19 protein-coding genes are annotated in these 25,760 nt (G+C 46.5%); 10 read left to right on the forward strand and 9 right to left on the reverse strand.

The window, feature by feature from the left end; translation table 11 throughout:
* The 5 genes from HUB64_RS19890 to HUB64_RS19910 form a co-directional block, all read right to left on the reverse strand.
* On the reverse strand, window positions 1-2,043 hold the full coding sequence (locus tag HUB64_RS19890) for an acetyl/propionyl/methylcrotonyl-CoA carboxylase subunit alpha (protein WP_173497689.1): 2,043 nt from the start codon (window positions 2,041-2,043) through the stop codon (window positions 1-3).
* Window positions 2,043-2,921, reverse strand: coding sequence for an enoyl-CoA hydratase-related protein (locus HUB64_RS19895; RefSeq protein WP_173497690.1), 879 nt, complete (start codon window positions 2,919-2,921; stop codon window positions 2,043-2,045). Before HUB64_RS19895 ends, HUB64_RS19890 begins: the two co-directional genes overlap by 1 nt.
* A gap of 48 nt (window positions 2,922-2,969) precedes the next feature.
* Window positions 2,970-4,577, reverse strand: coding sequence for a carboxyl transferase domain-containing protein (locus tag HUB64_RS19900; RefSeq protein WP_105252050.1), 1,608 nt, complete (start codon window positions 4,575-4,577; stop codon window positions 2,970-2,972).
* Window positions 4,578-4,693: 116 nt separating this feature from the next.
* Window positions 4,694-5,863, reverse strand: a complete 1,170-nt coding sequence (locus HUB64_RS19905; RefSeq protein ID WP_173497691.1) for an isovaleryl-CoA dehydrogenase — start codon at window positions 5,861-5,863, stop codon at window positions 4,694-4,696.
* A gap of 140 nt (window positions 5,864-6,003) precedes the next feature.
* Window positions 6,004-6,411: a MerR family DNA-binding transcriptional regulator gene (locus HUB64_RS19910; RefSeq protein WP_006082318.1), complete on the reverse strand. Its 408-nt coding sequence runs from the start codon at window positions 6,409-6,411 to the stop codon at window positions 6,004-6,006.
* Between the two features lie 291 nt (window positions 6,412-6,702).
* Here HUB64_RS19910 and HUB64_RS19915 point away from each other — a divergent pair, with 291 nt between their 5' ends.
* From HUB64_RS19915 to gndA, 3 genes are all read left to right on the forward strand, one after another.
* Entirely contained in the window at window positions 6,703-8,661 is a 1,959-nt protein-coding gene (locus HUB64_RS19915; protein WP_173497692.1) for a propionyl-CoA synthetase, read from the forward strand.
* Window positions 8,662-8,945: 284 nt separating this feature from the next.
* Window positions 8,946-9,260 carry a quaternary ammonium compound efflux SMR transporter SugE gene (sugE, locus tag HUB64_RS19920; RefSeq protein WP_173497693.1) on the forward strand — a complete coding sequence of 105 codons (315 nt, stop codon included), beginning with the start codon at window positions 8,946-8,948 and terminating at the stop codon, window positions 9,258-9,260.
* Between the two features lie 160 nt (window positions 9,261-9,420).
* Entirely contained in the window at window positions 9,421-10,947 is a 1,527-nt protein-coding gene (gndA, locus tag HUB64_RS19925) for an NADP-dependent phosphogluconate dehydrogenase (protein WP_173497694.1), read from the forward strand.
* 141 nt (window positions 10,948-11,088) lie between these two features.
* Here gndA and HUB64_RS19930 read toward each other — a convergent pair whose 3' ends face one another.
* Entirely contained in the window at window positions 11,089-11,988 is a 900-nt protein-coding gene (locus HUB64_RS19930; RefSeq protein WP_173497695.1) for a LysR family transcriptional regulator, read from the reverse strand.
* A gap of 163 nt (window positions 11,989-12,151) precedes the next feature.
* Between HUB64_RS19930 and HUB64_RS19935 the strand changes: the two genes are divergently transcribed.
* Both HUB64_RS19935 and HUB64_RS19940 read left to right on the forward strand, forming a co-directional pair.
* Entirely contained in the window at window positions 12,152-12,634 is a 483-nt protein-coding gene (locus tag HUB64_RS19935; RefSeq protein WP_173497696.1) for a DoxX family protein, read from the forward strand.
* A 97-nt stretch (window positions 12,635-12,731) separates the two neighbouring features.
* Window positions 12,732-13,547 carry a class III extradiol ring-cleavage dioxygenase gene (locus HUB64_RS19940; protein ID WP_173497697.1) on the forward strand — a complete coding sequence of 272 codons (816 nt, stop codon included), beginning with the start codon at window positions 12,732-12,734 and terminating at the stop codon, window positions 13,545-13,547.
* A gap of 146 nt (window positions 13,548-13,693) precedes the next feature.
* Here HUB64_RS19940 and HUB64_RS19945 read toward each other — a convergent pair whose 3' ends face one another.
* Window positions 13,694-14,569 carry a 1,4-dihydroxy-2-naphthoate polyprenyltransferase gene (locus tag HUB64_RS19945; protein ID WP_028761099.1) on the reverse strand — a complete coding sequence of 292 codons (876 nt, stop codon included), beginning with the start codon at window positions 14,567-14,569 and terminating at the stop codon, window positions 13,694-13,696.
* A gap of 342 nt (window positions 14,570-14,911) precedes the next feature.
* Between HUB64_RS19945 and HUB64_RS19950 the strand changes: the two genes are divergently transcribed.
* The 4 genes from HUB64_RS19950 to HUB64_RS19965 all read left to right on the forward strand — a co-directional run bounded on the left by HUB64_RS19950 (window position 14,912) and on the right by HUB64_RS19965 (window position 21,983).
* A complete protein-coding gene (locus HUB64_RS19950) occupies window positions 14,912-15,850 on the forward strand; it encodes an SDR family NAD(P)-dependent oxidoreductase (RefSeq protein WP_028761098.1) in 939 nt (312 codons plus the stop codon).
* A gap of 226 nt (window positions 15,851-16,076) precedes the next feature.
* The gene (tesB, locus tag HUB64_RS19955; protein ID WP_028761097.1) at window positions 16,077-16,943 is read left to right on the forward strand and encodes an acyl-CoA thioesterase II; all 867 of its coding nucleotides are present in this window, start codon (window positions 16,077-16,079) and stop codon (window positions 16,941-16,943) included.
* A gap of 1 nt (window position 16,944) precedes the next feature.
* A complete protein-coding gene (locus HUB64_RS19960) occupies window positions 16,945-17,346 on the forward strand; it encodes a YbaY family lipoprotein (RefSeq protein ID WP_168824317.1) in 402 nt (133 codons plus the stop codon).
* A gap of 740 nt (window positions 17,347-18,086) precedes the next feature.
* Window positions 18,087-21,983 carry a S8 family serine peptidase gene (locus HUB64_RS19965; RefSeq protein WP_173497698.1) on the forward strand — a complete coding sequence of 1,299 codons (3,897 nt, stop codon included), beginning with the start codon at window positions 18,087-18,089 and terminating at the stop codon, window positions 21,981-21,983.
* Window positions 21,984-22,068: 85 nt separating this feature from the next.
* Here the strand turns inward: HUB64_RS19965 and HUB64_RS19970 are convergent, their stop codons facing one another.
* Window positions 22,069-22,950 carry a LysR family transcriptional regulator gene (locus HUB64_RS19970; protein WP_028761094.1) on the reverse strand — a complete coding sequence of 294 codons (882 nt, stop codon included), beginning with the start codon at window positions 22,948-22,950 and terminating at the stop codon, window positions 22,069-22,071.
* 162 nt (window positions 22,951-23,112) lie between these two features.
* Here HUB64_RS19970 and HUB64_RS19975 point away from each other — a divergent pair, with 162 nt between their 5' ends.
* Window positions 23,113-24,360, forward strand: a complete 1,248-nt coding sequence (locus HUB64_RS19975) for an MFS transporter (RefSeq protein WP_173497946.1) — start codon at window positions 23,113-23,115, stop codon at window positions 24,358-24,360.
* A 16-nt stretch (window positions 24,361-24,376) separates the two neighbouring features.
* On the opposite strand, the gene HUB64_RS19980 is transcribed toward HUB64_RS19975, so the two are convergent.
* Window positions 24,377-25,756, reverse strand: coding sequence for a sigma-54 dependent transcriptional regulator (locus HUB64_RS19980; protein WP_173497699.1), 1,380 nt, complete (start codon window positions 25,754-25,756; stop codon window positions 24,377-24,379).
* Between the last annotated feature and the right edge of the window lie 4 nt (window positions 25,757-25,760).

Consider the following 25,760-nt stretch of genomic DNA (forward strand, 5'->3'; position numbering starts at 1 on the left):
TTAGGCTTCCTTGATCGCGGTTGGCTCGTCTGTCTCTAACGGCTCAACGTTAAGCAAGGTTGCGCCATCGGTCACTAGCTCGCCCGCCTTAAAGTAGAACTCAGTGACTATGCCATCAAAGGGGGCTTCGATGGTGTATTCCATCTTCATGGCTTCCATCACCAGCAAACCTTGGCCCGCTTTCACTTGTGTGCCGACATCGACTAAATGGGTCACTACCGTACCGTTCATGGGCGCTTTTAACTTGTCAGCATTGCTGGCTTGTTCTTCGACCACGAGTGTTTGCACTGCTTTAAAGTGGTAACTGCCAGAGGATAAAAACAGCGTAAAGTCATCACCTTGGGCGCTAACGGGCACTTTACTCTTATGGCCGTTGATTTCTGCGAGCAGTAAATCTTGTTTCAGCTCGCCATTTAGCAACCAATCTTGTCCGTGCAGCGGTAGCTGATACATGCCGCCTAAATCGAGCATCACTAACTGCTGCAATTCATGGGCATCATCGAGCAGGGCAATATTGTGCTGGCTGCAGCTGTTGAGTCTAAAGCCGCTGACTTGACCCCAAGGCGAGTAAGGATCGGCGCTGTTGACAGCTTGCGCTTTGGCGGCTTCTTTACGGGCAAGCACTTGATACAGCGCGGCAAAGGCAAGGGCAGTGTCAGCTTCGCTTGAAGCTGTGCCAATTAAGGTGTCGCCATAACGGCCAATAAAGTCAGTGCTAAAGTCGGCATTGGCAAACGCTGGGTGTTCGGCAATGTTCGCTAAAAACTCAATGTTGTGCTTAAGACCGCTGATTTGATACGACTCTAAGGCATGCACTAAACGTTGCAGGGCGCGCGGGCGCGATTCATCCCAGACGATAAGCTTCGCAATCATAGGATCGTAGAAGTTACTGATCACATCGTTTTCACGAATGCCCGAATCGATACGCACGTATTTACTTTGCTCGGGTTCACGTAAAAAGTTGAGCTTACCGCTGGCGGGTAAAAACTCATTCTGTGGATCTTCGGCATAAATACGCACTTCAAAGGAATGGCCGTGGATCCGCACTTCATCTTGCTTAAGGGGTAATGGCTGACCACTGGCGACCATTAACTGCCATTTGACTAAATCTTGGCCCGTTACCATTTCAGTCACTGGATGCTCAACCTGCAGACGGGTATTCATCTCCATGAAATAGAAGCTATTGTCTGTGTCGAGCAGAAACTCCACAGTCCCTGCGCCAACATAATCGATGGCTTTGGCTGCCGCGACGGCTGCTTCACCCATTTGGGCACGCAGTGCATCGCTTAAACCGGGCGCAGGTGCTTCTTCGACCACTTTTTGGTGGCGACGTTGAATCGAGCAATCGCGATCCGATAAATAAATCGCGTTGCCAAAGGTGTCGGCAAACACTTGCACTTCGACGTGGCGTGGTTGGCGTAAATAACGCTCCATCAATAATTTATCGTTACCAAAAGAAGATGCTGCTTCACGGCGTGCCGAGTTTACGGCTTCCATGATTTCGCCTTCATTCTCGACGATACGCATGCCTTTACCGCCGCCGCCATAAGCCGCTTTAATCAGCATAGGGAAGCCGATTTTCAGTGCCTCCGCTTTTAAGGTCGCATCGGTTTGGTCATCGCCGTGATAACCCGGCACTAAGGGCACATTTGCCGCTGTCATAATGGATTTGGCGGCGCTTTTGCTGCCCATGGCATCGATAGCATCACTGCCTGGGCCAACAAAGGCGATGCCAGCGGCTTCACATTTACGGGCAAAGTCGGCATTTTCAGACAAGAAACCATAACCTGGGTGAATCGCTTGTGCGCCCGCTTTTTTGGCGATATCGATAATCAAATCGCCCTTTAAATAGGAGTCTGCCGGCGCGCTGCCGCCTAAATAGAAGGATTCGTCGGCCATGGCGACATGGCGCGCTTCTTTATCGGCATCGGAATATAGGGCAATGGTGCGAACGCCCATGGCATGGGCCGTTTTGATGATGCGACAGGCGATTTCACCGCGGTTAGCAATCAATAGTTTGGTAAACATGTGCTTGGTCAACATCAAAGGGCTCCTTGGGTATCACTTGGCTTTTGCACGGGCTTGGAGGGCGTTGAGTGTGCTTGTTGCCAGTTAGGCTGACGTTTCTCAAAAAAGGCGTTTAAGCCCTCTTGGCCCTCGGTCGATACCCGAATGCGGGCAATACGCTCGCTAGTGTAATCAATGGTTTTTTGGTCTATCACGCCGTCTTCAAGATGCGACAGCAGTGTTTTTACCCATGCCATGCCTTGCGGGCTATTGGCTCGTAACGCGTCAATCATAGGCTTTGCGGCGGCGTCTAAGTCATCGCTGATCTCATGAATGACGTTAAGTTTTAATGCGGTTTCTGCACTAAAACGCTCGGCGGTCAGCATGTAGCGGCGCGATGTGCGGTTACCCATAGCGCGGGCAACGTAAGGGCTAATTACTGCTGGAATTAATCCGAGTTTCACTTCGCTCAAGCAAAAGCTGGCGCGCGTCGTGGCGATAGCGATATCGCAGGCGCAAATCAGCCCCAGTGCGCCGCCAAAGGCTGCACCTTGCACTAGTGCAATGGTGGGCTTAGGAAAGGTATCAAGATCCTGCATCAGTTTTGCTAAGGCTTTGGCATCATTTAGATTTTGCTCAAAGTCCATTTTGGCTTGCTTGCGCATCCAATTGAGATCGGCGCCGGCGCTGAAGTTTTTGCCGTTCGCTTTGAGTACCAGCACTTGGCATTGCTTGTGTTCAGCAAAATAGCTAAGCACAGCAATCATCTCGCTAATCATCACTTCATCGAAGGCGTTGTGCACATCGCTGCGGTCAAGGATAAGCTCGGCAACGCCGTGATTGAGCGCATGGCTCACGTGCTGCAAGTTGCTTAAATCCTTTGCGTCGCTAGCGCTGTTTAATGTGTCTGTCATTATTTTTTCCTATCTTCTTGTGTGGCATATGTTTTTCACATGTGCCTTTTACATACGGAACACACCAAAGCGGGTGTCTTCGATAGGAGCATTTAATGCTGCCGATAGGGCAAGGCCGACCACATCGCGGGTTTGCGCTGGGTCAATAATGCCGTCATCCCATAAACGGGCGCTGGCATGATACGGATGACCTTCTTTATCGTACTGGGCGACAATTGGCGCTTTAAAGGCTTTTTCATCCTCAAGTGACCATTCTTCACCTTTACGGGCTAAACCGTCGCGGCGTACTGTGGCGAGAACGCCTGCGGCTTGCTCTCCGCCCATCACAGAAATACGGGCATTAGGCCACATCCACATCATGGTCGGTTCGAACGCGCGGCCACACATGCCGTAGTTACCCGCGCCGTAGCTGCCGCCGATAATCACAGTAAATTTAGGCACATTGGCACAAGACACCGCGGTTACCATTTTGGCACCGTGTTTGGCTATGCCTTCGTGTTCGTACTTTTTACCCACCATAAAGCCGGTGATATTTTGTAGGAACAGCAGCGGAATTTTGCGCTGGCAGCACAGTTCAATAAAGTGCGCGCCTTTTTGCGCCGACTCAGAGAAAAGAATGCCGTTGTTGGCGACAATGCCGACGGGGTAGCCGTGAATACGGGCAAAACCGCATACTAAGGTTGCGCCATAGTTGGCTTTAAACTCATCAAAATCAGAATCATCGACGATACGGGCGATCACTTCTTTAACATCAAAGGGCTTTTTCAAATCAGTGCCGACAATGCCGTACAGTTCGCTAATGTCGAACTTCGGTGGTTTGACAGGACTTAAGAGTGATTTGATTTCTTTTTGATGATTCAGGCGTGATACCGCGCGGCGTGCAAGCTCTAACGCATGCTCATCGTTTTGGGCTAAATGATCCGCTACGCCGGAAATTTTAGTGTGCACTTCGGCGCCGCCGAGTTCTTCGGCGCTGACTTCTTCACCTGTGGCCGCTTTGACTAATGGCGGACCGGCTAAGAAGATAGTGCCTTGATCTTTTACGATAATCGATTCATCCGCCATGGCTGGCACATAGGCGCCGCCTGCGGTACACAGGCCCATCACTACTGCAATTTGGGGGATGCCCTTAGCGGACATTTGCGCTTGATTGTAAAAGATGCGGCCGAAATGGTCGCGGTCGGGGAAGACTTCATCTTGGCGAGGCAGGTTAGCGCCGCCCGAGTCGACTAAATAGATACAAGGCAAGTGACAACGGCTGGCAATATCTTGGGCGCGTAGATGTTTTTTAACGGTAATCGGGTAGTAAGTGCCGCCTTTAACTGTAGCGTCGTTGGCGATGATCATGCACTCAACACCGCTCACACGGCCGATACCAGCGATAATGCCTGCTGCGGGCACTTCTTCGTCATAAACTTCAAACGCCGCAAATTGCGACAGTTCTAAAAAGGGCGAGCCTGCATCAAGCAGCTTTTCAACCCGCTGACGTGGCAGTAATTTACCGCGGGATAAATGGCGCTCTAGCGCCACAGGGCCGCCGCCGAGTTCGATTTTATTGAGTTTAGTTTTGAGATCGGCCACTAGGGCGGCCATATCGTCGGATTTTGCTTTAAATTCATCGCTACGGGCGTTGATACGACTGCTTAATTGCGTCACTTTGATTGTCCTTATAAAGCGGAAACTCGGTATCACCTTGCTCGAATGGGTGGCGCAAACTGTAAGTTACAGTGAGGTGCTACCCATTCACTTGTGAGAGATTATTTGAACGCGCGTTATTTCGACTCATTGAACAGTTCGCGGCCAATCAGCATGCGGCGAATTTCTGATGTGCCGGCGCCGATTTCATACAGCTTGGCATCACGCAGTAAGCGGCCAGTGGCGTATTCGTTGACATAGCCATTGCCGCCTAGCAGTTGAATTGCATCCAGTGCCATTTTGGTGGCGAGTTCTGCGCTATAAAGAATGGCGCCTGCGGCATCTTTACGGGTGGTTTCACCGCGATCGCAGGATTTTGCCACGTTATAGACATAGGATTTGGCGGCATTCATACCTGTGTACATGTCGGCTAACTTGCCTTGCACTAGTTGGAATTCACCGATGGATTTGCCAAATTGCTCACGCTCGTGGATGTAAGGCACAACGATGTCCATACAGGCATTCATGATCCCCAGCGGACCGCCAGACAGTACGACACGCTCGTAATCTAGGCCGCTCATCAGCACTTTTACGCCGTTATTGAGGCCGCCTAAAATGTTTTCTTCTGGTACTTCTACATCTTCAAACACCAGTTCGCAGGTGTTAGAGCCGCGCATGCCGAGTTTGTCGAGCTTTTGCGCTTGGCTAAAACCTTTCGAATCACGTTCAACGATAAAGGCGGTAATACCGTGTGTGCCTTTGGTTAAGTCGGTTTTCGCGTAAATGACATAGGTGTGTGCATCTGGACCGTTAGTGATCCACATTTTGTTGCCGTTTAAGATGAATCGGTCGCCTTCTTTACGGGCATGCAGCTTCATCGAAACCACGTCAGAACCCGCGTTTGGCTCACTCATGGCCAGAGCGCCAATATGCTCACCGCTCACCAATTTTGGCAGGTACTTGGCTTTTTGCGCTGCATTACCGTTACGGTTGATTTGATTGACACACAGGTTTGAGTGGGCGCCGTAACTTAGGCCGATAGAAGCTGATGTGCGGGAGATTTCTTCCATCGCCACGACGTGGGCTAGGTAGCCCATGTTCGCGCCACCGAACTCTTCGGGTACAGTTACTCCGAGCAGTCCCATTCCTCCAAGCACAGGCCAAAGTTCATTGGGAAAGGCATTGTCGTGATCCACTTTCGCGGCAATTGGGGCGATTTCATTCGCGGCAAAATCCTGCACTGCATCGCGCAGCATATCGACGTCTTCGCCTAGGCCAAAATTCAGACTTGTGTAGAGAGAGTTCATTGCTTGTGTCCTTTCAGATGTTCTAATTTCAGATTGTTATAGTTTTTATGATTTTTAGGTGCTTGAGTCTTTTAAATCTTGTACTTAAATCCGTAGTCGTTATCGCCATCAAATTGATTTGATTTTGTGTTAACGGGGATTTAGGCTTTTGCCGTTTTGTTATCTTCTAAGGCTAAACGGCACTGCTGCTCGGCGGAATTGAGTTCCATTAATACGACTTTGATGTCGTCCATTTGCTGTTGTAGTGCGGACTTCTTTTCTTCCACTAGCGCCAGCATGGTATTGAGCTGTGAGGTGCTGCTCTTGTCGGCATCGTATAATTCGAACAAACGACGGGTTTCTGCCAAAGAAAAGCCCAAGCGTTTACCGCGAAGAATGAGCTTGAGACGCACCCTGTCTTTGAGGCTATAAATACGGGTTTGGCCGCGGCGTTTAGGTTTAAGCAAACCTTGGTCTTCGTAAAAACGAATACTACGAGTAGTGATATCAAACTCTTTTGAGAGATCACTGATCGAGTAAGTCGTTTGTGGTGTGTTCGTTGCGCTCATTCATGCACCCTAAATAATCAGTTTTAAGCAAGATATATGAAGTTTACGTAAAGGTAAAGATTTTGGCTTTTATTCTGTTGGCAAAAAAGTGTCAATCCCAATTGCCATCAGCCTGTGCAGCGAGATTAAAACGTGTGCTTTAAATTAGTGTTCTCACATAAAACCACAAATATCTTCTGGTTATAGGCTAACGTCTAATAGTGGGCTTTAGACCTCCTTGCTAATAATAGAAGCAGGAAGGGGTAGTTATTGCGGCTGACGATGTGAGTCGCAGTCCTGATTGGAGGACATATGTTGACCGAACAGCAAAATGCATCTGTAGCGCAAGCCACAAATCAAAAACAGAACCAACAAAAACATCAAGCGTTGCACCAAGCATCCTTGCTTAATAAAGCCGAATTCTGGGGAGAAGCGGCGAAGACGCTCGATTGGATTAAGCCGGCGCAAACTGTGCTCGATGAATCGCAGGCACCGTTTTATCACTGGTTCGCCGATGGTGAGATGAACACTTGTTATAACGCCGTTGACCGCCATGTGTTGGCTGGACGCGGTGACCAAGTGGCTATCCAGTATGTGAGTCCTGTTACTGATACTGAATACGACATTAGCTACGGGGAGTTACAGGCTCAAGTGAGCCGACTCGCGGGCTTTATGCAATCTATTGGTATAGGGAAGGGCGACCGTGTGGTGATTTATATGCCTATGGTGCCGGAAACCACCTTCGCTATGCTGGCCTGTGCCCGCATAGGTGCGATTCATTCGGTGGTTTTTGGTGGCTTTGCCGCCAATGAACTCGCGACTCGGATCAATGATGCTAAGCCTAAATTGGTCTTGTCGGCATCCTGTGGCATTGAGCCTTCGGGCGTGATCCCTTACAAGCCTCTGTTAGATAAAGCGTTAGCTCAGTCAGTGCATCAGGTTGATCACTGCCTAATTTTGAATCGTAGCCAGTATCAGGCTGATTTGCTTGAGGGCCGTGACTTAGATTGGCAAGCCGCATTAGCAACTGCACCTAAGGCCGACTGTGTCGCGCTTAAGGCTACCGATCCCTTGTATGTGCTTTATACCTCAGGCACCACGGGTCAGCCTAAAGGTGTGGTACGCGATAATGGTGGCCATGCCGTGGCTCTGGCTTGGTCGATGCAGCATATTTACGATATTCAAGCGGGTGATGTGTTTTGGGCTGCGTCTGATGTGGGTTGGGTTGTGGGTCATTCTTACATTGTGTACGGACCGCTGCTGGTGGGCGCTACAACCTTAATGTATGAAGGCAAACCTGTCGGTACGCCAGATCCCGGCGCATTTTGGCGCACGATTGCCAAATATAAGGTCAAAAGCTTCTTCACCGCGCCGACGGCTATTCGCGCAATCAAGCGTGAAGACCCTGATGGTGAGTATCTACAAGGTGTTGATTTAGCTTGTCTTAAATATGTTTTTTTGGCGGGGGAGCGTTGCGATCCCGATACCTTAGTCTGGGCACACACTAAACTCGCTAAACCTGTTATTGATCACTGGTGGCAAACCGAAACGGGCTGGCCTGTCGCAGCAAATTTGATGGGTACAGCACCAGTTACCATTAAACCGGGTTCGCCAGCTTTACCTGTGCCAGGTTATGCGGTTGAAGTGCTGGACGAATTAGGTGAGCAAGTTGCGGCCAATACTTCGGGTAATGTGGTGATTAAATTGCCTCTACCGCCGGGGACATTGACGACACTGTGGCAAAATGATCAACGCTATCAAGATAGTTACTTGTCTATGTATCCGGGTTACTACTTAACTGGCGATGCGGGTTATACCGATGAAGACGGCTATCTCTACATTATGAGTCGTATCGATGACATCATAAATGTAGCGGGGCACAGGCTATCGACGGGGCGCTTCGAAGAAGTGTTATGTCAACACCCTGATGTGGCCGAAGCCGCGGTAATTGGGGTAGATGATGCGCTTAAGGGCCAAGTTCCCCTCGGATTAGTGGTACTCAAGAAAGGCGTGACGATTAGTGATGAAGAGCTGCATAAACAGTTAATAACCCTAGTACGCCAAGAAATTGGTCCCGTCGCCTCCTTTAGGTTAGTGAGTGCGATTCAAAAATTACCTAAAACGCGCTCTGGTAAAATTTTACGCGGTACTATGCGAAAAATTGCCGATAATCAGCAATATACCGCGCCAGCGACTATAGAAGATCCACAGACCTTAGAGTTAGTGCGTACCGCGCTCACTCGCATGGGTTATGCCGATGCTTTAGTGTAAGAAATAGAGCGTAAAGGCTTTTATAGGAAGAGTGTAAAGGTCTTATAGAGAGTTGAAATATTAAGGCGATAGTAAACTGACCAAGCTTGCTATCGCCTTTTTGCGCATGGCATTTCTTATTTCGGCAAAATCAAAGATTGAAATTTTCACCTCAAATTTGCTAGTCTTGCATTCTCATCACGTACAGCTATATCACCTACAGTTTTACTGTAATCAAATGGCTTAGGGACGACCCTAAATACGCCTAATCTAACATGGGGACGACCCCTTTATGGGAGTTCACTATGAGTTGGTTCTTATTAGTTCTTGCGGGTTTATTTGAAATTGGTTGGGCTATAGGGCTTAAATATACCGACGGTTTTACGCGTTTGTGGCCAAGTATCTTTACAGTAGCGTCGATGGCAGTGAGTGTGTTGCTACTAGGACTCGCGGTTAAGCATTTGCCTATTGGTACGGCTTACGGCGTGTGGGTCGGCATTGGTGCTATGGGTACGGCGATTGCGGGAATTATCCTCTTAGGAGAAGGCGTTAGCTTACTGAAAATCACCAGTTTGATACTGATCTTACTGGGGGTTTTAGGGCTTAAACTCGCCCATTAATTGACGCTTATATTGGATAAAATGAGACCTAAACGATTGGTACTTTCGGCACAATCGAAATTGCCAATCGTATGTCTCTGGTAATTAAGTTACAAAGATCGGTATAATTACGCCTCAAAATTGGTTAGCTCTAACCTCTGTGACCCGTGGGAATAATATAATGCAAAACCACAGCAATCTTAATGATATCGGCGTAATTGGCCTTGGTGTTATGGGTAAAAACCTTGCGCTAAACATCGCAGATAACCAATATCACGTCAGCGCGTTTGACCTCGATCCTGTTAAAGTTAATGGTGTAATACAGCAAGAAAAACAGGAACGTGCTGGACTCGAATCTCGCATTCTTGGCTGTGCTAATCTTACCGAAATGTTAGCCAGTCTCACAAAACCCCGTATTCTTGTGCTTTCTGTTCCTGCTGGTGCCCCCGTCGATGGTGTCTGTAGTGCCTTGATTTCTGCCGGAATTGAGTCCGACGATATTGTTATCGACACAGGAAACAGTTTATGGACTGACACTGTTGAGCGTGAAGCGCGCTACAAAGGGCAGTTTGTATTTTTCAGCTCTGCAGTTTCGGGCGGCGAAGTCGGTGCGCGTTTTGGACCCTCACTTATGCCTAGCGGTGATATCGATGCATGGCACCATGTTGCGCCGATTTGGAAAGCGATTGCCGCTAAGGTTGATACCAAAACTGGGCTACCTATCGAACGCTTCGAGCCGGGTAATCCAGTGACAGAAGGCGAGCCATGCACGACTTATATTGGCCCCGCGGGTGCTGGCCATTATGTGAAAATGGTGCACAACGGTATCGAATACGCTGATATGCAGTTGATTTGCGAAGCGTATCAAATGCTGCATGACGGTTTAGGCATGAGTGCATCGGAAGTGGGCGATGTGTTTGAACGCTGGAACAAAGGCAGTTTAAACAGCTATTTGATGGGGATCAGTGCCGAAGTATTAAAACAGGTCGATCCATTAACGGGTAAACCGCTGGTGGAAATGATCTTAGATAAAGCGGGCCAAAAAGGCACGGGTTTGTGGACGGCCGTGAGCAGTTTACAAATTGGCTGTCCGGCGCCGACGATTGCTGAAGCTGTGTATGCGCGCGCCATAAGTACCCAAAAATCCTTACGTCTACAACTCAGCCAGAAATTGGCTGGGCCAAATGCACCTGTTATCGATGACGCACAAAAAGCACTGTTGATTGAAGCCCTTGAAAGCGCGTTATATTGCGCGAAAGTGTGTTGTTACGCCCAAGGCTTCCAGTTGATGGCGATGACGGCTCATGAACAAAAATGGCAGTTAGACTTTGCTGAAATTGCAAAAATTTGGCGTGCGGGTTGTATTATTCGCGCGACTTTCTTGCAATCAATCACTCAAGCCTATGAAGACAAATCTGATCTTAGCAATCTGTTGATGGCGGACAGTTTTGCGTCTGCCTTGTCTGAAAAGCAAGGCCTATGGCGCACTGCGGTAGCGACTGCGGTAATGCAAGGTATTCCAGCGCCGTGTATTAGCTCAGCACTGGCATATTACGACAGTTACCGCTGCGAAACATTACCAGCGAACTTACTCCAAGGTCAGCGTGACTTTTTCGGCTCTCATACCTTTGAACGTATCGATACCCCAGCAGGCGAGAAATATCACTTAGATTGGAGCGCTAAAGAGCGCACCTTAGCTAAGGTTTAGTCTAAGGTTCTGCCCACTAACAAAATGAAAAACGCCCCTTATCAAGGGGCGTTTTTTTATGGTCGATGATTTTATAACGGCTTATGACTTTTTGACTTCAATTCATTTTAAGTCACTAAGTTAAATCTTAAGCTTGAATTCCTAAGTATTCAGCTCAGATGAAAAGGCGATCAGCTTTTGCCAGAGTGCTTGGGCGACAGGGCCTAAAGGTGAGTGGGGTTTTCGCATCACATAGTAATCGAGTTGAATGTTGTTTTGCCTTTCACGCAGATCCAGTGCAATCAACGCGCCCTGTTTGAGTGAATCTACAATCATATAGTGCGGCAGCTTGCCCCAGCCCATACCACTTTGAATAAGCATTTTTTTAGTGTAAAAATCATTAACATACCAACGTCGTTGCCCCGCCTGTACCCCAAACTCAATATTCGCAGTGCCTGAGCCCGTATCTTGGATCACGATTTGGTATTCATTAACGAGCTCTCGTGCGTAGGTCAGTGTCGGATGACGCTCAAGCATGCGCGGCGCGGCAACATCGAGAAGGCTACCGGAAAATAAATAGGCTAATTCTAAATGACTCGAGCGTATGGGCTCAATTCCGCCTGCGGAGATGATGATTTCAGCTTTATCTTGATTCAGCGCTTCGAGTGCACCAGTTAAAAACTCTTGTTTGAGAATAATTTGGGTATAGGGAAACTCATTTTGAGTCAGCTCTAAAATCGGCAAAATTCGAGCGAGATTAAAGGAGGCTTCAAAAGCTAAGGTGATGCTTGCTTCGTTACCTTTGGCTAAATGCTTCGCTACTTGCTTCATTTCTTGCGCTTCATTCAGTACCCGCAGGGTATGTTGCAGCAGTTTTCGACCTTGCTCAGTGATAGCGAGTCGATAACCTTCGCGATTAAACAGGATAAGATCGAGTTGGGATTCTAACTGTTTGATACTTTGGCTAATGGCGGGTTGGGTTTTATGTAGCTTGTCACTAGCAGCTTTGAGTGAGCCCGCCTCAGCCACGGTTTTAAACATCAGCAGTTGGTCTAAGGTCACTGGGATTGCTCGCAAGTCGTAAATTATTAGTTTATGAGATATTAGATTTTATTCCATATTTATTTATCTTTTATCGGCTCATAATCGATTCCATTCTCGCTCGTCGTCTGCGAATTTATACCCAAGACTGACGGCAAATATCACGTTTAATGGGGTGTGTGCGATGCGATTTTCAAACTTATGTAATACCAAGGGTTCAAGTATCAATGGCTTAGTTGCAGAGGTTGATACACAGAAGTTATTCCTTTGTGCCAATACACTCAATCGCGCCGCTGCAACCGTCACATTGGCGATGAGCATAGTGTTTTTCATCTCGGGATTTGCCAAGTTATTTGGCGTGTCTATGTTCCATGTTCCGTTCACATTAATGAATCTTCCCACTGGTTTTGGTTATTTTATTGGTTTGATGGAAGTGATTGGCGCCCTTGGATTGTGTCTACGTGACTACCGAGTGCTATCGGCGAGCGGTTTACTGGCGATTATGCTGGGGGCGATTTATTTCCACTTTAACTATGAAGCGCCGATTAATGCACTGCCGGCATTGAGCTTATCGGCAGGACTCTTTCTGATTATTAAACTGGATGAAATTATTGAGCGTTTAGTGCGATTTCAGCGGCAGTTGGTGCAGAGTCGTTCAGCATTTTAAGCATGCATTGAAGTGTTGTGTAGAACAGTGAGTTAAGTGAGAAATGCTGAGTTTAAAGCCAGTAGTACAGATATAAGTTAATCAACACGAGAGGATTATGATGCAAGTTAACGCGAGTCGTATGCCTGTGCTATTTGTGCCCCATGGTGGTGGCCCTATGCCTTTGCTCAATGATGTTAATCATAGGGAGTTGCGTGCATTTTTAACTTCAGTAACAGCGCCAATGCCAACTCCGAAGGCGATTGTGTTGATCACTGCCCATTGGGAAGAATCTGTGGTGACTTTGTCGAGTAGCCCAAAGCCAAGTATTTTGTATGATTACTATGGATTTCCACCTGAGGCTTATCAGCTGACATATCCTGCACCCGGTGAGCCAGAATTAGCCGCACAGATTGCGAATATGCTAGCGGATAAGGGCATCGCCGCCCGCTTAGATAGCGAACGCGCATTCGATCACGGTACCTTTGTACCACTTAAGTTGATGTATCCTGAGGCGAATATTCCCGTGGTGCAGATGTCGTTAGTCCACAGCCTCGATCCTAAAACCCATATAGCGATTGGGGAGGCTTTAGCGCCGCTGCGGGACCAAGGGGTGTTGATCGTGGGGTCTGGCATGTCGTTTCACAATATGCGGGCATTTTTCTCAAGCGATCTCACAGTGCAAAGACGCAGTGCAGAATTTGATTATTGGTTGACGCAAACTTTAACGGCAAGTGTTAGTTCTGCCGAGGTAAAAACAGCGTTAACTCATTGGCAATCAGCCCCTGAAGCGCGTTTTAGTCATCCGCGGGAAGAGCATTTATTACCGCTACATGTGTGTTTTGGTGCAGGCCATAATGGTTCATCCCATGCCGAACGCAACTTTAATGGTATTTTGTTAAACACTTTGATCTCTGGTTATATCTGGCAATAAATGGAGGGTAGGATTTCCCTCGTCGATAATAAGCCAAATTGGAGTCGTGCTGCGGCCAATAAAAAAGGTTCGTATCTATCGAAGATATGAACCTTTTTATATTCAGCATTGAGCTGTGGTGTAGCATTAGCTTAGCGGATTTACTCTTATGCGGTAAACACTAAACCTACGCTAAACAAGGTACTGAAAATCATGGTTAACTTAGCTGTGCGGCCGAGTAACGGATTTAAGGCTTCACCAGAAACTGCATAAAAATCGCTACTGAGTTTGCGGGCAATAAGCAGAGATAATCCCGCAAGTAGTACTGGTAAGCCGGGTAAAATACCGAATAAAAAGCCAGCGATGACTAAGCCAAAGGGCAAATAGATTAAAGCTTGATAAAGCACTTTTGCCTGAGCTTCGCCAATACGTACCGCTAGAGTATGCTTGCCCGCTTGGGTGTCGGTACGGATATCGCGAGTGTTATTCACCAACATAATCGCAGCGTTGAATAAGCCAATTGCACAGCCTAATAACCAAGCATTAATAGTCGTATCGCCCGCCTGCAAATAATAACTGCCCACCACTGCAACTAAGCCAAAAAAGACAAATGCCGCGACTTCACCGAGCCCATGGGAGGCGAGGGGATAGGGGCCACCACTGTAGCCAAGAGCACCTAAAATAGCGGCTGCGGCGAGAATGGCGATGGGCCAGCCTCCGTGCCAAATCAGATATGATCCCACGGCAAGCGCCATTAAGAGACAAAATATCATGGCATTGCGAACGCTTGTTGGTGAAATTAAACCACTTTGAGTCACGCGAACGGGCCCTAAGCGCTCGTCTGTATCTATGCCGTTTTTAAAATCAAAATAGTCGTTAGCGAGGTTGACGGCGATTTGTAATAAGACAGCACACAACATTGAAGTGGCAGCGATTAACCAGCTGTAACTCTCAAGATGCAGGGCGAGAATGTTGCCTATCAGTAGGGGACCTATGGCCGCGGGTAGCGTACGGGGTCTTATTGCTAAAATCCAAGGATTCATGGCGTCCAGTCGTTATTGGTAAATGGAAATGGTACCGAGCAAGGGCTCAATTAGCGCATAGCATAACAAGATTTAACACGAAAGTGAGCACTATCTAATAAACGCATTTAACAGAGTTTGAATTGGCGCACATATGTTCACTGATGCAGGATGAGATTTGTCGTTAAGTTCAAAGAAAATCAAAAAAGTCTGTGTTTCCATAGTTAATGTTTATGGAGGCTTTGTGCTGTCCATGACATAGGCATAACGCTAAATACTCTGTTTAGTAGATAGCATAGGCGGTTGCTACCCTATGCTCGTTATTTTTTGCCGCTACAACAATGCCGATAAGGACATATTTGGATGCGTTTTGACAATCAGGTGGCATTAGTCACTGGGGCTGCGGCTGGGTTAGGTCGAGCGTATGCCATCATGTTGGCTGAACGGGGGGCAAAAGTGATACTCGTCGACCAGCCGTTATCGTCTTATGAGTCAATTTCCACCGACGGCGCTCAGACGAGCCAAGCTAACTTAGAATTAATGCAGACCTATTGCAGCATTATTAAACTCGGTGGAGATTGCATTTATTTTGTGCTTGATGTGAGTCAGCGAAATGAAGTGAATAGCATGATTGAAGAGGTGATCCTACGCTGGCATCGCATTGATATCTTGATTAATAACGCGGGCGTTTATGGTGCTTGTCCCTTTGAGCACATTAAACTTGAGCAGTGGCAACGGCAATTGGATGTCGATCTCAATGGCAGCTTTTATCTCACTCAAGCTGTTTGGCCTTATATGCAACAACAGCATTTTGGCCGGATAATGATGACAACGGGAGCCTCGGCCTTGTTCGGTGACTTGCACCAAGTTGGTTTTAGTGCAAGCAAGATGGCGCTGGTCGGCATGGTGAATAGCTTATCATTAGAAGGTGAAATCCATAATATTCGAGTCAATAGTTTATGCCCTCAGGCCGTAACTGCGATGACGGCCAAACATTTAGCGAGTGCGATTCAGCCGCTATTTTCCTTTGAATCATTAACTGCTACTACGGCTTTCTTGGTGAGTGAACAGGCGCCAAATGGTCAACATCTACTCGCCGGAGCGGGCAGTGTTAGCCACGGCATGTTTGTTGAATTTCAGCCTATGTATTTTAATGAAGGTCTTTTTACGCCAGATAACCTCGCGCAGCAGTGGCCACAGTTACACCAATCCTTCCCCGTGACTTTGCACTCCTGTGGAGAGGATAAAGTGTTGTCTTGGTCTAAGTTAAGTGCGCTAGAACATCACATTAAAATCGATTGATTCATCATGCTTGTATTTGAACTAAGCCTGCATCTATAGCGATTTAAATGCAGTAAATGGCCGTAGATGCTAACCACAATAAACAACATGATAATCCAGCGTGCCTCGTTTAATTCCTCACCGTTGGAGTGATGATTTGATTGTGAATAATCGATAGAAGACTGGTCAGCCTAAGGCTAACTGAGTTACCCTTTAAGATTAATTGCTAATTACGCAGTAGGATCCCATGAGTCAGGTATTAGACGATCTTTTATCATTACTTTCCCTTGAGCAAATTGAAATTGGCCTCTTTCGTGGTCAAAGCCAAGATCTGGGTTTTGGGCATGTGTTTGGTGGTCAAGTGATGGGCCAAGCACTGAGCGCCGCAAAACAGACAGTAGCTGCTGAGCGTAAGATCCATTCATTACACTCCTACTTTTTACGTGCAGGTGACGAGAAGTTGCCGATTGTTTACGAAGTAGAAAATATGCGTGATGGCGGTAGTTTTAGCGCTCGTCGGGTTAGTGCTATTCAAAAAGGTCGCCCTATTTTTCATATGACCTGCTCCTTCCAAGAACCTGAGGAAGGCTTTAGTCATCAAGCCGCTATGCCGCAAGTGCCCGGACCTGAAGGTTTGTTGAATCAGCAGGAATTGGCGCTGACGATGCGGGATAAAGTACCGCCGAGCATACTTGAAAAGTTTATGGCCGATGCGCCAATTGAGATGCGATTGGTCAATCCACTACACCCTTTTGCGCCTAAAGAAACCGAGCCGTACCGTTATGTTTGGATGAGGGCTAATGGTCCTATGCCAAATGATGCCCATATCCATGAATATTTACTCGCCTATGCCTCAGACTTTAACTTTTTAGTCACGGCAGCTCAGCCCCACGGTGTATCCTTCTTAAGTCCTGGGGTACGAATGGCGACGATCGACCATGCGATGTGGTTCCACCGCCCGATTAATATGGGAGAGTGGTTGCTTTACAGTATCGATAGCCCTAATGCTAGCGGTGGCAGAGGTTACGTCAGAGGGCAGTTTTTCAATCAACAAGGCGAGTTAGTGGCTTCTTCTACCCAAGAAGGCCTGATACGCATGGTAAAAGGACGTTAGTATGTATCTGAAAATAAAATCGTTTATATTGTTCTCTCTCATGGCTGTCTTGCTCAATGGCTGCGTGACTGTAACACCTGAACAACCGATTATCATCAATGGCGCAGCTGGCTATCTAGAGAAGATCCCATTACCTCAAGGCTGCCAAATCATTATTGCCATTATTGATTTGAATACTCCAGGTGTCGTCGTCGCACAAAAAACCTTCAATATCGCCAGAGCACCTGTGCCATTTAAATTTACACTGCCCGCTAAATCGATCGATAAAAGTATCCAATATGGCGTAGTGGCGATGATCAAGTTTCAAGACCAAGTGATCTTCCAAACCTATGACAGGTTCCCAGTTATCAATAATGATAAGTTCACGACAGAAGTGTTAATGAAGGCGGTGATGGCGAATTAACCACTGGCCACAACTGCAATAATATTGTTTTTATATTGATGAAGATTTTGCCCTTTCAATTCGATATTGAAAGGGCTTTTTTGTGGTCAATAATCCGCTTGCTATGCTGTAAATGTGAGATTAAGTATTAATTTGCTCTATACAGGATTAAGAATATTAATGCATAAGTTAGTTAATTTTTATAAGGGGTATCATTTTGTAAAATATTATACAAATACAAAATGCATACAATTTGTTAATTTAATGTTTCATTTTTGATTCTTTATTGTTTTATTTGGGGTCTTTTGTGTTTATTTTGTAACTAATGATATTTATAAAAAAGAGTATTTATTTACGGGGATTTATTCTGTTTAACCTAATGCTATTTTTGAGATGACACTTAAGTGTTGAGTTTAACTCTATGATTTAATGTGTATTATTTGTTTTTATCGATTTTTACACTACGAATTATCGTTGGGGCATAAAACAGTCTGATAAAGGTTCTATGGATTTATTTTAACAAGGTATGAGGTCGTTCATCATTTACTGAGTTACGTTCTGTTAATTTGCTGTTTTAATTTGTATCATCGCGTGTTACAAATTGTCGCGATAAAACTCAGTGATCATCATCACAGTAAATTGAATGGTTATTCATAAAAAATGTCAGTTACGGGTGATGTTTTTGGTTGCCGCAGCGTTTTCATGCCATCCAAACCTGAGTTTTATAAATCATACAACTTATAAGAATTAGGGAAGTCACAATGAAAACTAAAATAGCATTAGCAGTGTCTATGGCACTGTTATCGTCGGCGGCAAATGCACAAACCGTATTATCACCTACGGGTGAAACCTTGCAGTTAGATATTCCAAGTGAATTACAAGTCACTTCATTACGCGGTAACGCTGCCGGAGCTGAGGTTAAGTTTGTACCAGAAGCAGATTTAGGTGAGGGTGAATATACTTATATCGTTCGTTTACGCGATAGTTCGGTTGCTAATTACCAAGGAACTATTCCAGGATTAAAAGCGACTAGTTCACAAAGAGTGCAGGTAAACGGTACTTCAAAAGTTGCTGTGAACGGTAAACTTGATGCTTCTAAAGCTGAAGTCAAAAGTTATGTTAGTTATTTGAAAGTAAAACAGAACCGATTTTTAGCTAACGCGAGTGCGGCTATTGGCACCAATCTGCAACCATTAACGACATATCAGTATGCGTTAAACGGTATGGCGGTTCGCATGACTCAAGCTCAAGCGAAGAAAATGGCTGAGTTACCTGAGGTTGCGTTTGTTGAGCGCGAGCGTATGGAGCAAATGGAAACCGATGTCAGTCAAGCGCTTATCGGTTCTCCTAATGTATGGGATGGCAGCGCGACGGGCACGAAAGCCATGGGGGAAGGCGTGATCGTCGGTATTATCGACTCAGGTATTAACTCAGATCATGCTTCATTCGCTGATGTTGGCCAAGATGGCTATGACCACACAAACCCATTAGGTCAAGGCATCTATATTGGTGATTGTAAAACTGATTTCGCGAGCATGTGTAATGACAAGTTGATTGGAGTTCGCAGTTACTCTGAGATAACAAATAACTACGACGATGCAAAAGTGTTTGGTGACACCCCTCCAGCTAAAAATGGTGAGGATTACGGTGGGCATGGTACTCACGTTGCGAGTACCGCAGCAGGTAACATCCTAGTGAATGTGCCTTATGTGCAAGGTGAAACAGGTAAGTTAGAAAGCGATGGCATTGCGACAGGCCTTGAATTTAAACAAATCTCAGGTGTTGCACCACATGCAAACATTATAGCTTATCAAATTTGTAATCCGGGTAATGCGGGCGACACTTATTCTGGCTGCCCGACCGCACCGATTTTAAAAGCCTTAGATGATGCGATTAAAGATGGCGTCGATGTGCTGAACTTTTCTATCAGTGGTGGTGGAAACCCGTGGAATAGTGCGACGGAACAAGGTTTTTTAGCCGCGCGTAATGCGGGGATTTTTGCTGCAGTGGCTGCGGGTAACACACGTGCTGCGACAAGCACGAGCCCTGCGATTAATCAAACACCTTACTCTACGCCTAAAAATGCACCTTGGTATACTTCGGTCGCTAACTCGACTCATAACCGTGACATAGTACGCGCCGTGGAATTTAATGGTAAAAACTATCATTACACTGCTGGTTCTGGTCCGGTTCAAACTGAAGTGCTCAAAGGTGTGCCCCTTTATGCTGGCGCAATCGATGCGACCAATTTTGAAGCCTGTAAACCGTTCCCAGCCGATGCCTTTAAAGACAAGATCGCCGTTTTAAGACGCGGTGTTTGCTCATTCGATATCAAAGTGGCCGCCGCAATGGCCGCTGGCGCTAAGGGTGTGATTGTTTTCAATAGAGATGGTGAAAATAATGCGCGTCTGACTATGTCGGGGCTGGATAAATTGAATATTCCAGCGGTATTTATTGGTGATATTGATGGCTTAGAATTGATTGCTGCTATGGCGGCAAATCCTGCTCTTGAAATCACGCTGTCTCCAACCCCTAAAGTTGCCAGTAAAGAAGCGGATGTTTTATCTGCCAGTTCATTGATTGGACCTAATCTGACTAACGATGTACTCGTACCCTATGTCGCTGCACCGGGCAGTGACATCTACGCAGCTTATTCCGACCAACAATTCGGCCATGATGAAACAGGTACAGATCCTGCTGATTTCACTTTGATGTCAGGTACTTCAATGGCGAGTCCTCACGTTGCCGGTGCTGGTGCGTTACTTAAATCGCTGCATAAGGATTGGACGCCAGACAACATTCGTTCTGCGCTAATGATGACGTCAACGACAGCCCAAGCCATGAAAAAAGCCGATGGTAAAACCGTTGCTGATCCGTTTGACGTAGGAGCCGGTCGTATTCGTGTTGATTTAGCGGCAAAAACGGGCTTAGTGATGGATGAAAGTGCCTTAAACTACGAGATTGCTAATCCTTCGACAGGTGGCGATCCACGTAAGCTAAACATTCCAAGCATGGCTGATTCACGTTGTATCGATACTTGTACTTGGACACGTACTGTTACTGCAACGGCTGATGGTAGCTGGACTGCAAAAGGCGTTTCCGCAACGGATAAATTCGCGTTAACTGTGACGCCAGAAAGCTTTAATCTCAAAAAAGGTGAAAGCCAAACGATTACAGTGACTGCGGATGTGACTGACGTCGGTGCAAGTTGGGGCTTTGGTAACTTAGTATTAACGTCCGATACTTTCCCAACGGCTAATATGCCGATCGTAGCTAAGATAGCTAAACGCGATTTACCTGCTTTGGTTAATGTTTCAGCCTCACGTGATGCCGATGAACGCAATTTGGCGCACTTGAAAGCGGTTGATCTACCGGGTGTTGCGGCGACAGTGACTGCACTTAAATTAAGCGCTACTTATGAATCAAGTGTGAAACAGGATTCAAATACCGATAGTGCATTTGATGATTTGGCCGATGGCGTAAAAGTATTTAGCTTTAATGTTGAAGATAAAGCTTTATATTTCAATGCATCAATCGGTAATACAACCTCTCCTGACTTAGACATGTTTGTGATACTCGATAAGAAAGACGGTAGCAAGCTTTCTATAGCGGCATCTTCTGCGTTTGGCGGTTCAAAGGAAAGTGTATCCATTAAGAACCCAGTGAAGGGTGAGTATATTGTCGTTGTACAAAACTATCAGGCATCTGCAGCCGATGCGGATGATGCCTTTAGTTTGAAACAAGTAACCTTATACGATGAAGCGGGTGATAACTTAACTGCAAATCTTACGGGTGATCATAAAGATTTCAATGTCAACTTAGCATGGAAACAAGCGATGCTAGTGGGAGATGCTGGCATCGCTATGCTGACGCTGACCACCACTGATGACAAAGTTGCACCTGTTAAAATTCCGGTCGTATTTGAGCGCGTTAGTGATGACGTATTACCTCCTCTAGGCAGTACTGTTTCTGGTGAATTAACACCTGGTACCGCTAAAGTGATGAAGACACGTATCGAAGCGAACAAAACGCAAGAAACCCGTGTTTACACCCTAGAGGCGTTATTACCAGAAGGTCACGAAGTGGCTAATATTAGCCATCAAGGCGCACAAGTGGGCAATAAGATCACTTGGACTATCGAAATGGCCTCTGCTGCTGCGGCATTAGATGTCACGTTTGACTTAGTGCCACGTAAGGCGAGTCAAGGCAACATAGTGGCATTGACCAACAAAGTGAATAACGACTCGGCTGAAATCTTGAAGCAGGAGTATCAATTTGATGTTCCAGAAGTGGCGCCAGTCGCTGTGATTGAAGCTCCTGCCACTGTCCAAGAAGGTAAACCTTTGTTCATCGATGCGAGCAAGTCGTCGGATGCCAACAATGATCCTTTGACCTACAAATGGACTCAGTTAGGGGGCACCAGCTTTAACTTTGACGCTAATGCGGCCAAGCTTAATCTCGTTGCACCAAACGTGAGTGGCTCTGCTCAGACTGTTTCATTCCAACTGACAGTATCTGATAACCACGGCAATAAAGATTCAAGTGTTGTGTCTGTATCTGTGACTGAAACACCAGCCAAGAAAGATGATGGTGGTGCCTTAGGTTGGTTAAGCTTGTTGTTGCTACCTTTTGCTTTTGGTCGTCGTAAACAAGGCTAAACCCTCAGAGTAAAATCGGAAGGTTTAATGGTAAGAGAGAAGGGCTGATATTGATATCAGCCCTTTTTGTATTTGCTGGTTTGGGTTAGCGATTTGACATTAAAAAATCGACAAAGGCACGGTCTGCTTGGCTGACAGGGCGCTGCTTTTTCCATGCAATATGGAGGTTTAAAAATACCGGTGGATCGAAGGGTTTAGCTAAAATGTCATCTTTTGAGCTTATCGCCATCTCAAGTACACTGGTGATCCCAAATCCTTGGGAAACAATCTGTTTAATCAGATTAATCAAATTGGTCTCGAAGGCAATATTGGGCTTTTTGCCTAATTCTTTGGCTTGAGAGAGTATCCACTCACGGTGGAAATAACCTGTCTTGAACATCACTAATTCATGGTCGAAAAAGTCATGTAGACTCACAGCGCTATGTTCTGCTAAAGGGTGTTCAGCACCCATGGCGATCACCATTTGCTCACGGATCAACAGCTGACTATCAAATTCGGGCTGTAGGTCTTGGGCGGTAATGATCGCAATATCCACTTCTTCCTGTTGCAACATGCGCAGTGCATCCCGCGTCCCGCCTTCAAACAGTGATAGTTTCAACTCGGGGTATTTATGCCGAAAAGCCATTAAGCGCGAGGGGAGATAGAAAGAACCCAGCATGCCCGGCACGGCAATGCGGACCTCTCCCGAGGTGAGATTGGCCATGGCGCGGATTTGCGCTTCGGCCTGCTTAACTTGTTTTAGGATCAAAGTGGCGTGTTGATGCAGGACTATACCTTCGGCCGTGAGTGTGAGCAGTTTATCATTCTTGTTGCTCGTACGATTGACTAAGGTGACGCCGAGTGCGACCTCTAAGCGCTTGATACTTTGACTTAACGCGGGCTGAGCCATATTCAGTTTCTTGGCTGCGGCGGTAAAGCTGCCGGTATTGGCAAGGGCATCTAAATGTTTGAGTTGGCGAATATCCATTAATCGGGCTCGTACTATTTTATCAGTGGCAAGATGTGTACTTTTGGCGCGCTATTTCTATAACAAAAATCAATGATTACGATAGATATTATCTATTATTGTTATGTTATGCCCAGTGATAATCTTTGTCTATCCTATGAGTGATACTTGGTCGAGGCTCCCGTGCAAGCCGTATTAGATACTATGATTGACAATAAACAGCGTGACACCCGATTGATGTGGGCGCTCTGCGTCGCTTCAGTGGTGGTCTATATCAACTTGTATTTAATGCAAGGCATGTTGCCGCTGATTGCGGAACATTTTGCGGTATCAGGCTCTAAAGCAACCTTGATCCTGTCGGTGACCAGTTTTTCCTTAGCCTTTTCATTGCTCTTGTATGCGGTACTGTCAGATCGTATCGGTCGACACACTCCAATTATTGTCAGCTTGTGGTTATTGGCATTGTCTAACTTACTATTAATCTGGGCGCCGGATTTTAATGGGTTAGTGCTAGTGCGATTGCTACAAGGTGCATTACTCGCTGCTGTCCCTGCAATTGCCATGGCGTACTTTAAGGAACAATTATCACCGAGCATTATGCTGAAAGCCGCAGGTATTTATATTATGGCGAACAGTATTGGCGGGATTGTTGGACGTCTGCTAGGTGGTTTAATGTCGCAGTTTTTATCTTGGCAAGAATCTATGTGGTTGCTGTTTCTAGTGACGTTAGCGGGGGTGGCTTTAGTGAACTATTTGCTGCCTTCACTTGCCGATGCGCAGTCGATGTCACCCAGTAACACTGAGCCTTCCTTATCAAAACGCGCCCGTTTAGCGCAAGATCTTCATGGCTTTAGTCATCATCTGACCGATGCGCAAATGCGTTTGGTCTACGCGATTGGCGGCTTGACCTTTATGATGATGGTGAATCAATTTAGCTTTATTCAACTGCATTTGATGGATCCACCCTATGAATGGAGTCGTTTCCAAGCCACCTTGATTTTTCTGTGTTATTCCAGCGGGACTATTGCGTCGTATTTCACTGCGAAATGGCTCGCCAAATTTGGTCAACATAAGTTGTATCAGTGGTCTTGGTGCGTGATGTTGCTCGGCAGTTTACTGACCCTGTTTGATACGACCTTAACCATTAGCTTAGGTTTTTTAATGACCGCCTGTGGGTTCTTCCTAACCCACAGTTGCTGTAATTCCTTTGTTGCAATGCGGGCCAGTCGTGATCGAGCTAAGGCGACGTCACTCTATTTATGTTGTTATTACTTAGGTGCTGCGATTGGCGGCCCTTATTTGATGATGTTTTGGCATGAGGCGCAGTGGCGCGGTGTGGTGATGGGATCGTTAACCTTATTAGCCTTGATCGCCTTAGCAATCACCCGTTTGCATTACCATCAAACTCATGTCAAACGGGCGTTAGTCTAAAGCTTAAATATGTCCTTTAGTCATCGGAATTAATGTATTGTTTGCGGTCTAAATCGTATTTACGCATTTTGTCGTAGAGGGTTTTGCGGGGCAGTTCTAGCTGCTCCATGGTCTGCTTAATGCTGCCCTTGTTGTGGCTAAGTGCTTCTTCAATCAGTACCCGTTCAAAAAACTCTACCCTTTGTAGCAGGGACATACTCGAGTGCAGGCTTGGAGTATTGCCTAACGTGCCAGCAAAGGCGGCTTCTCCGCCCAGCAGCACAAAGCGTTCGGCGAGATTACGTAACTCACGCACATTGCCTGGCCAGTCGTGGGAAGTAAGTATCGCGTTTTGCTCTGCATTTAAGGCGATAAGCGCTTTGTGATAGCGTGCCGATGCGACGCGGGCAAAGTGTAAAAAGAGTAACGGAATATCTTCACGGCGATCTCTCAGGGGAGGGATGGGTACAGTCACCAGATTTAAGCGATACAACAAGTCTTGGCGAAATTCCCCGGTGTCACACAGGCTCTTTAAATCTACTTTAGTGGCGGCGATTACCCGTATATCAAGGCTGATGCTTTTGTTTGACCCTAAACGTTCAACCTTACGATCTTCAAGCACTCGCAGCAGTTTTACTTGCAACGACAGTGGTGTACTTTCAATTTCATCTAAAAATAACGTGCCACCATTGGCATATTCAAATTTGCCAATGCGCATCTTATCGACGCCAGTAAAGGCCCCCGCTTCGGCGCCAAAGAGTTCACTTTCAATCAGGTTTTCGGGGATTGCACCACAGTTGATGGCGACAAAGTTAGCTTGGCTGCGGCTGCTGTGGTCGTGTAAATAGCGGGCAACAAGTTCTTTACCTGTACCTGTTTCGCCTTCAATTAACACATCCGCAGGCGTATCTATCACTTGCGTTATGATGTGGCGCATACGGTTGATGCCGACACTGTTGCCCAAAATACGAGGGCCCGGTACGCTTTGGCTTTCGAGATCCTTTTTAAGCTTGCGGTTCTCTAAGGTCAGACTGCGTTTTTCTAAGGCGCGTTTAACCACATCGAGTATATGTTCGTTATTAAAGGGTTTTTCGAGAAAGTCGTAGGCGCCTTGTTTTAAGGCATTGACTGCCATGGCAATATCACCAAAACCAGTGAGTAGGACGACGGGGAGATCGGGATCTTGCAGACGGATTTGTTGCATTAAGCTGATGCCGTCTAATTGTGGCATGTTGACATCCGATATCACCATTCCCGCCCAATCTTTATGCAGCAACTTAGCGATACCTTTGGGTTCTGTGGTGGCGAGCGCCTTAATGCCCTCCAGTTCAAATAGTTGAACGAGAACTGTGCCTATGTGCGGCTCATCGTCGATGATGAGAACAGAATAATCTTGAATTGAATTGGGCACACTCATAAAA

This window comes from Shewanella sp. ISTPL2, from assembly GCF_013283205.1.
Lineage (GTDB): Bacteria > Pseudomonadota > Gammaproteobacteria > Enterobacterales > Shewanellaceae > Shewanella > Shewanella oncorhynchi.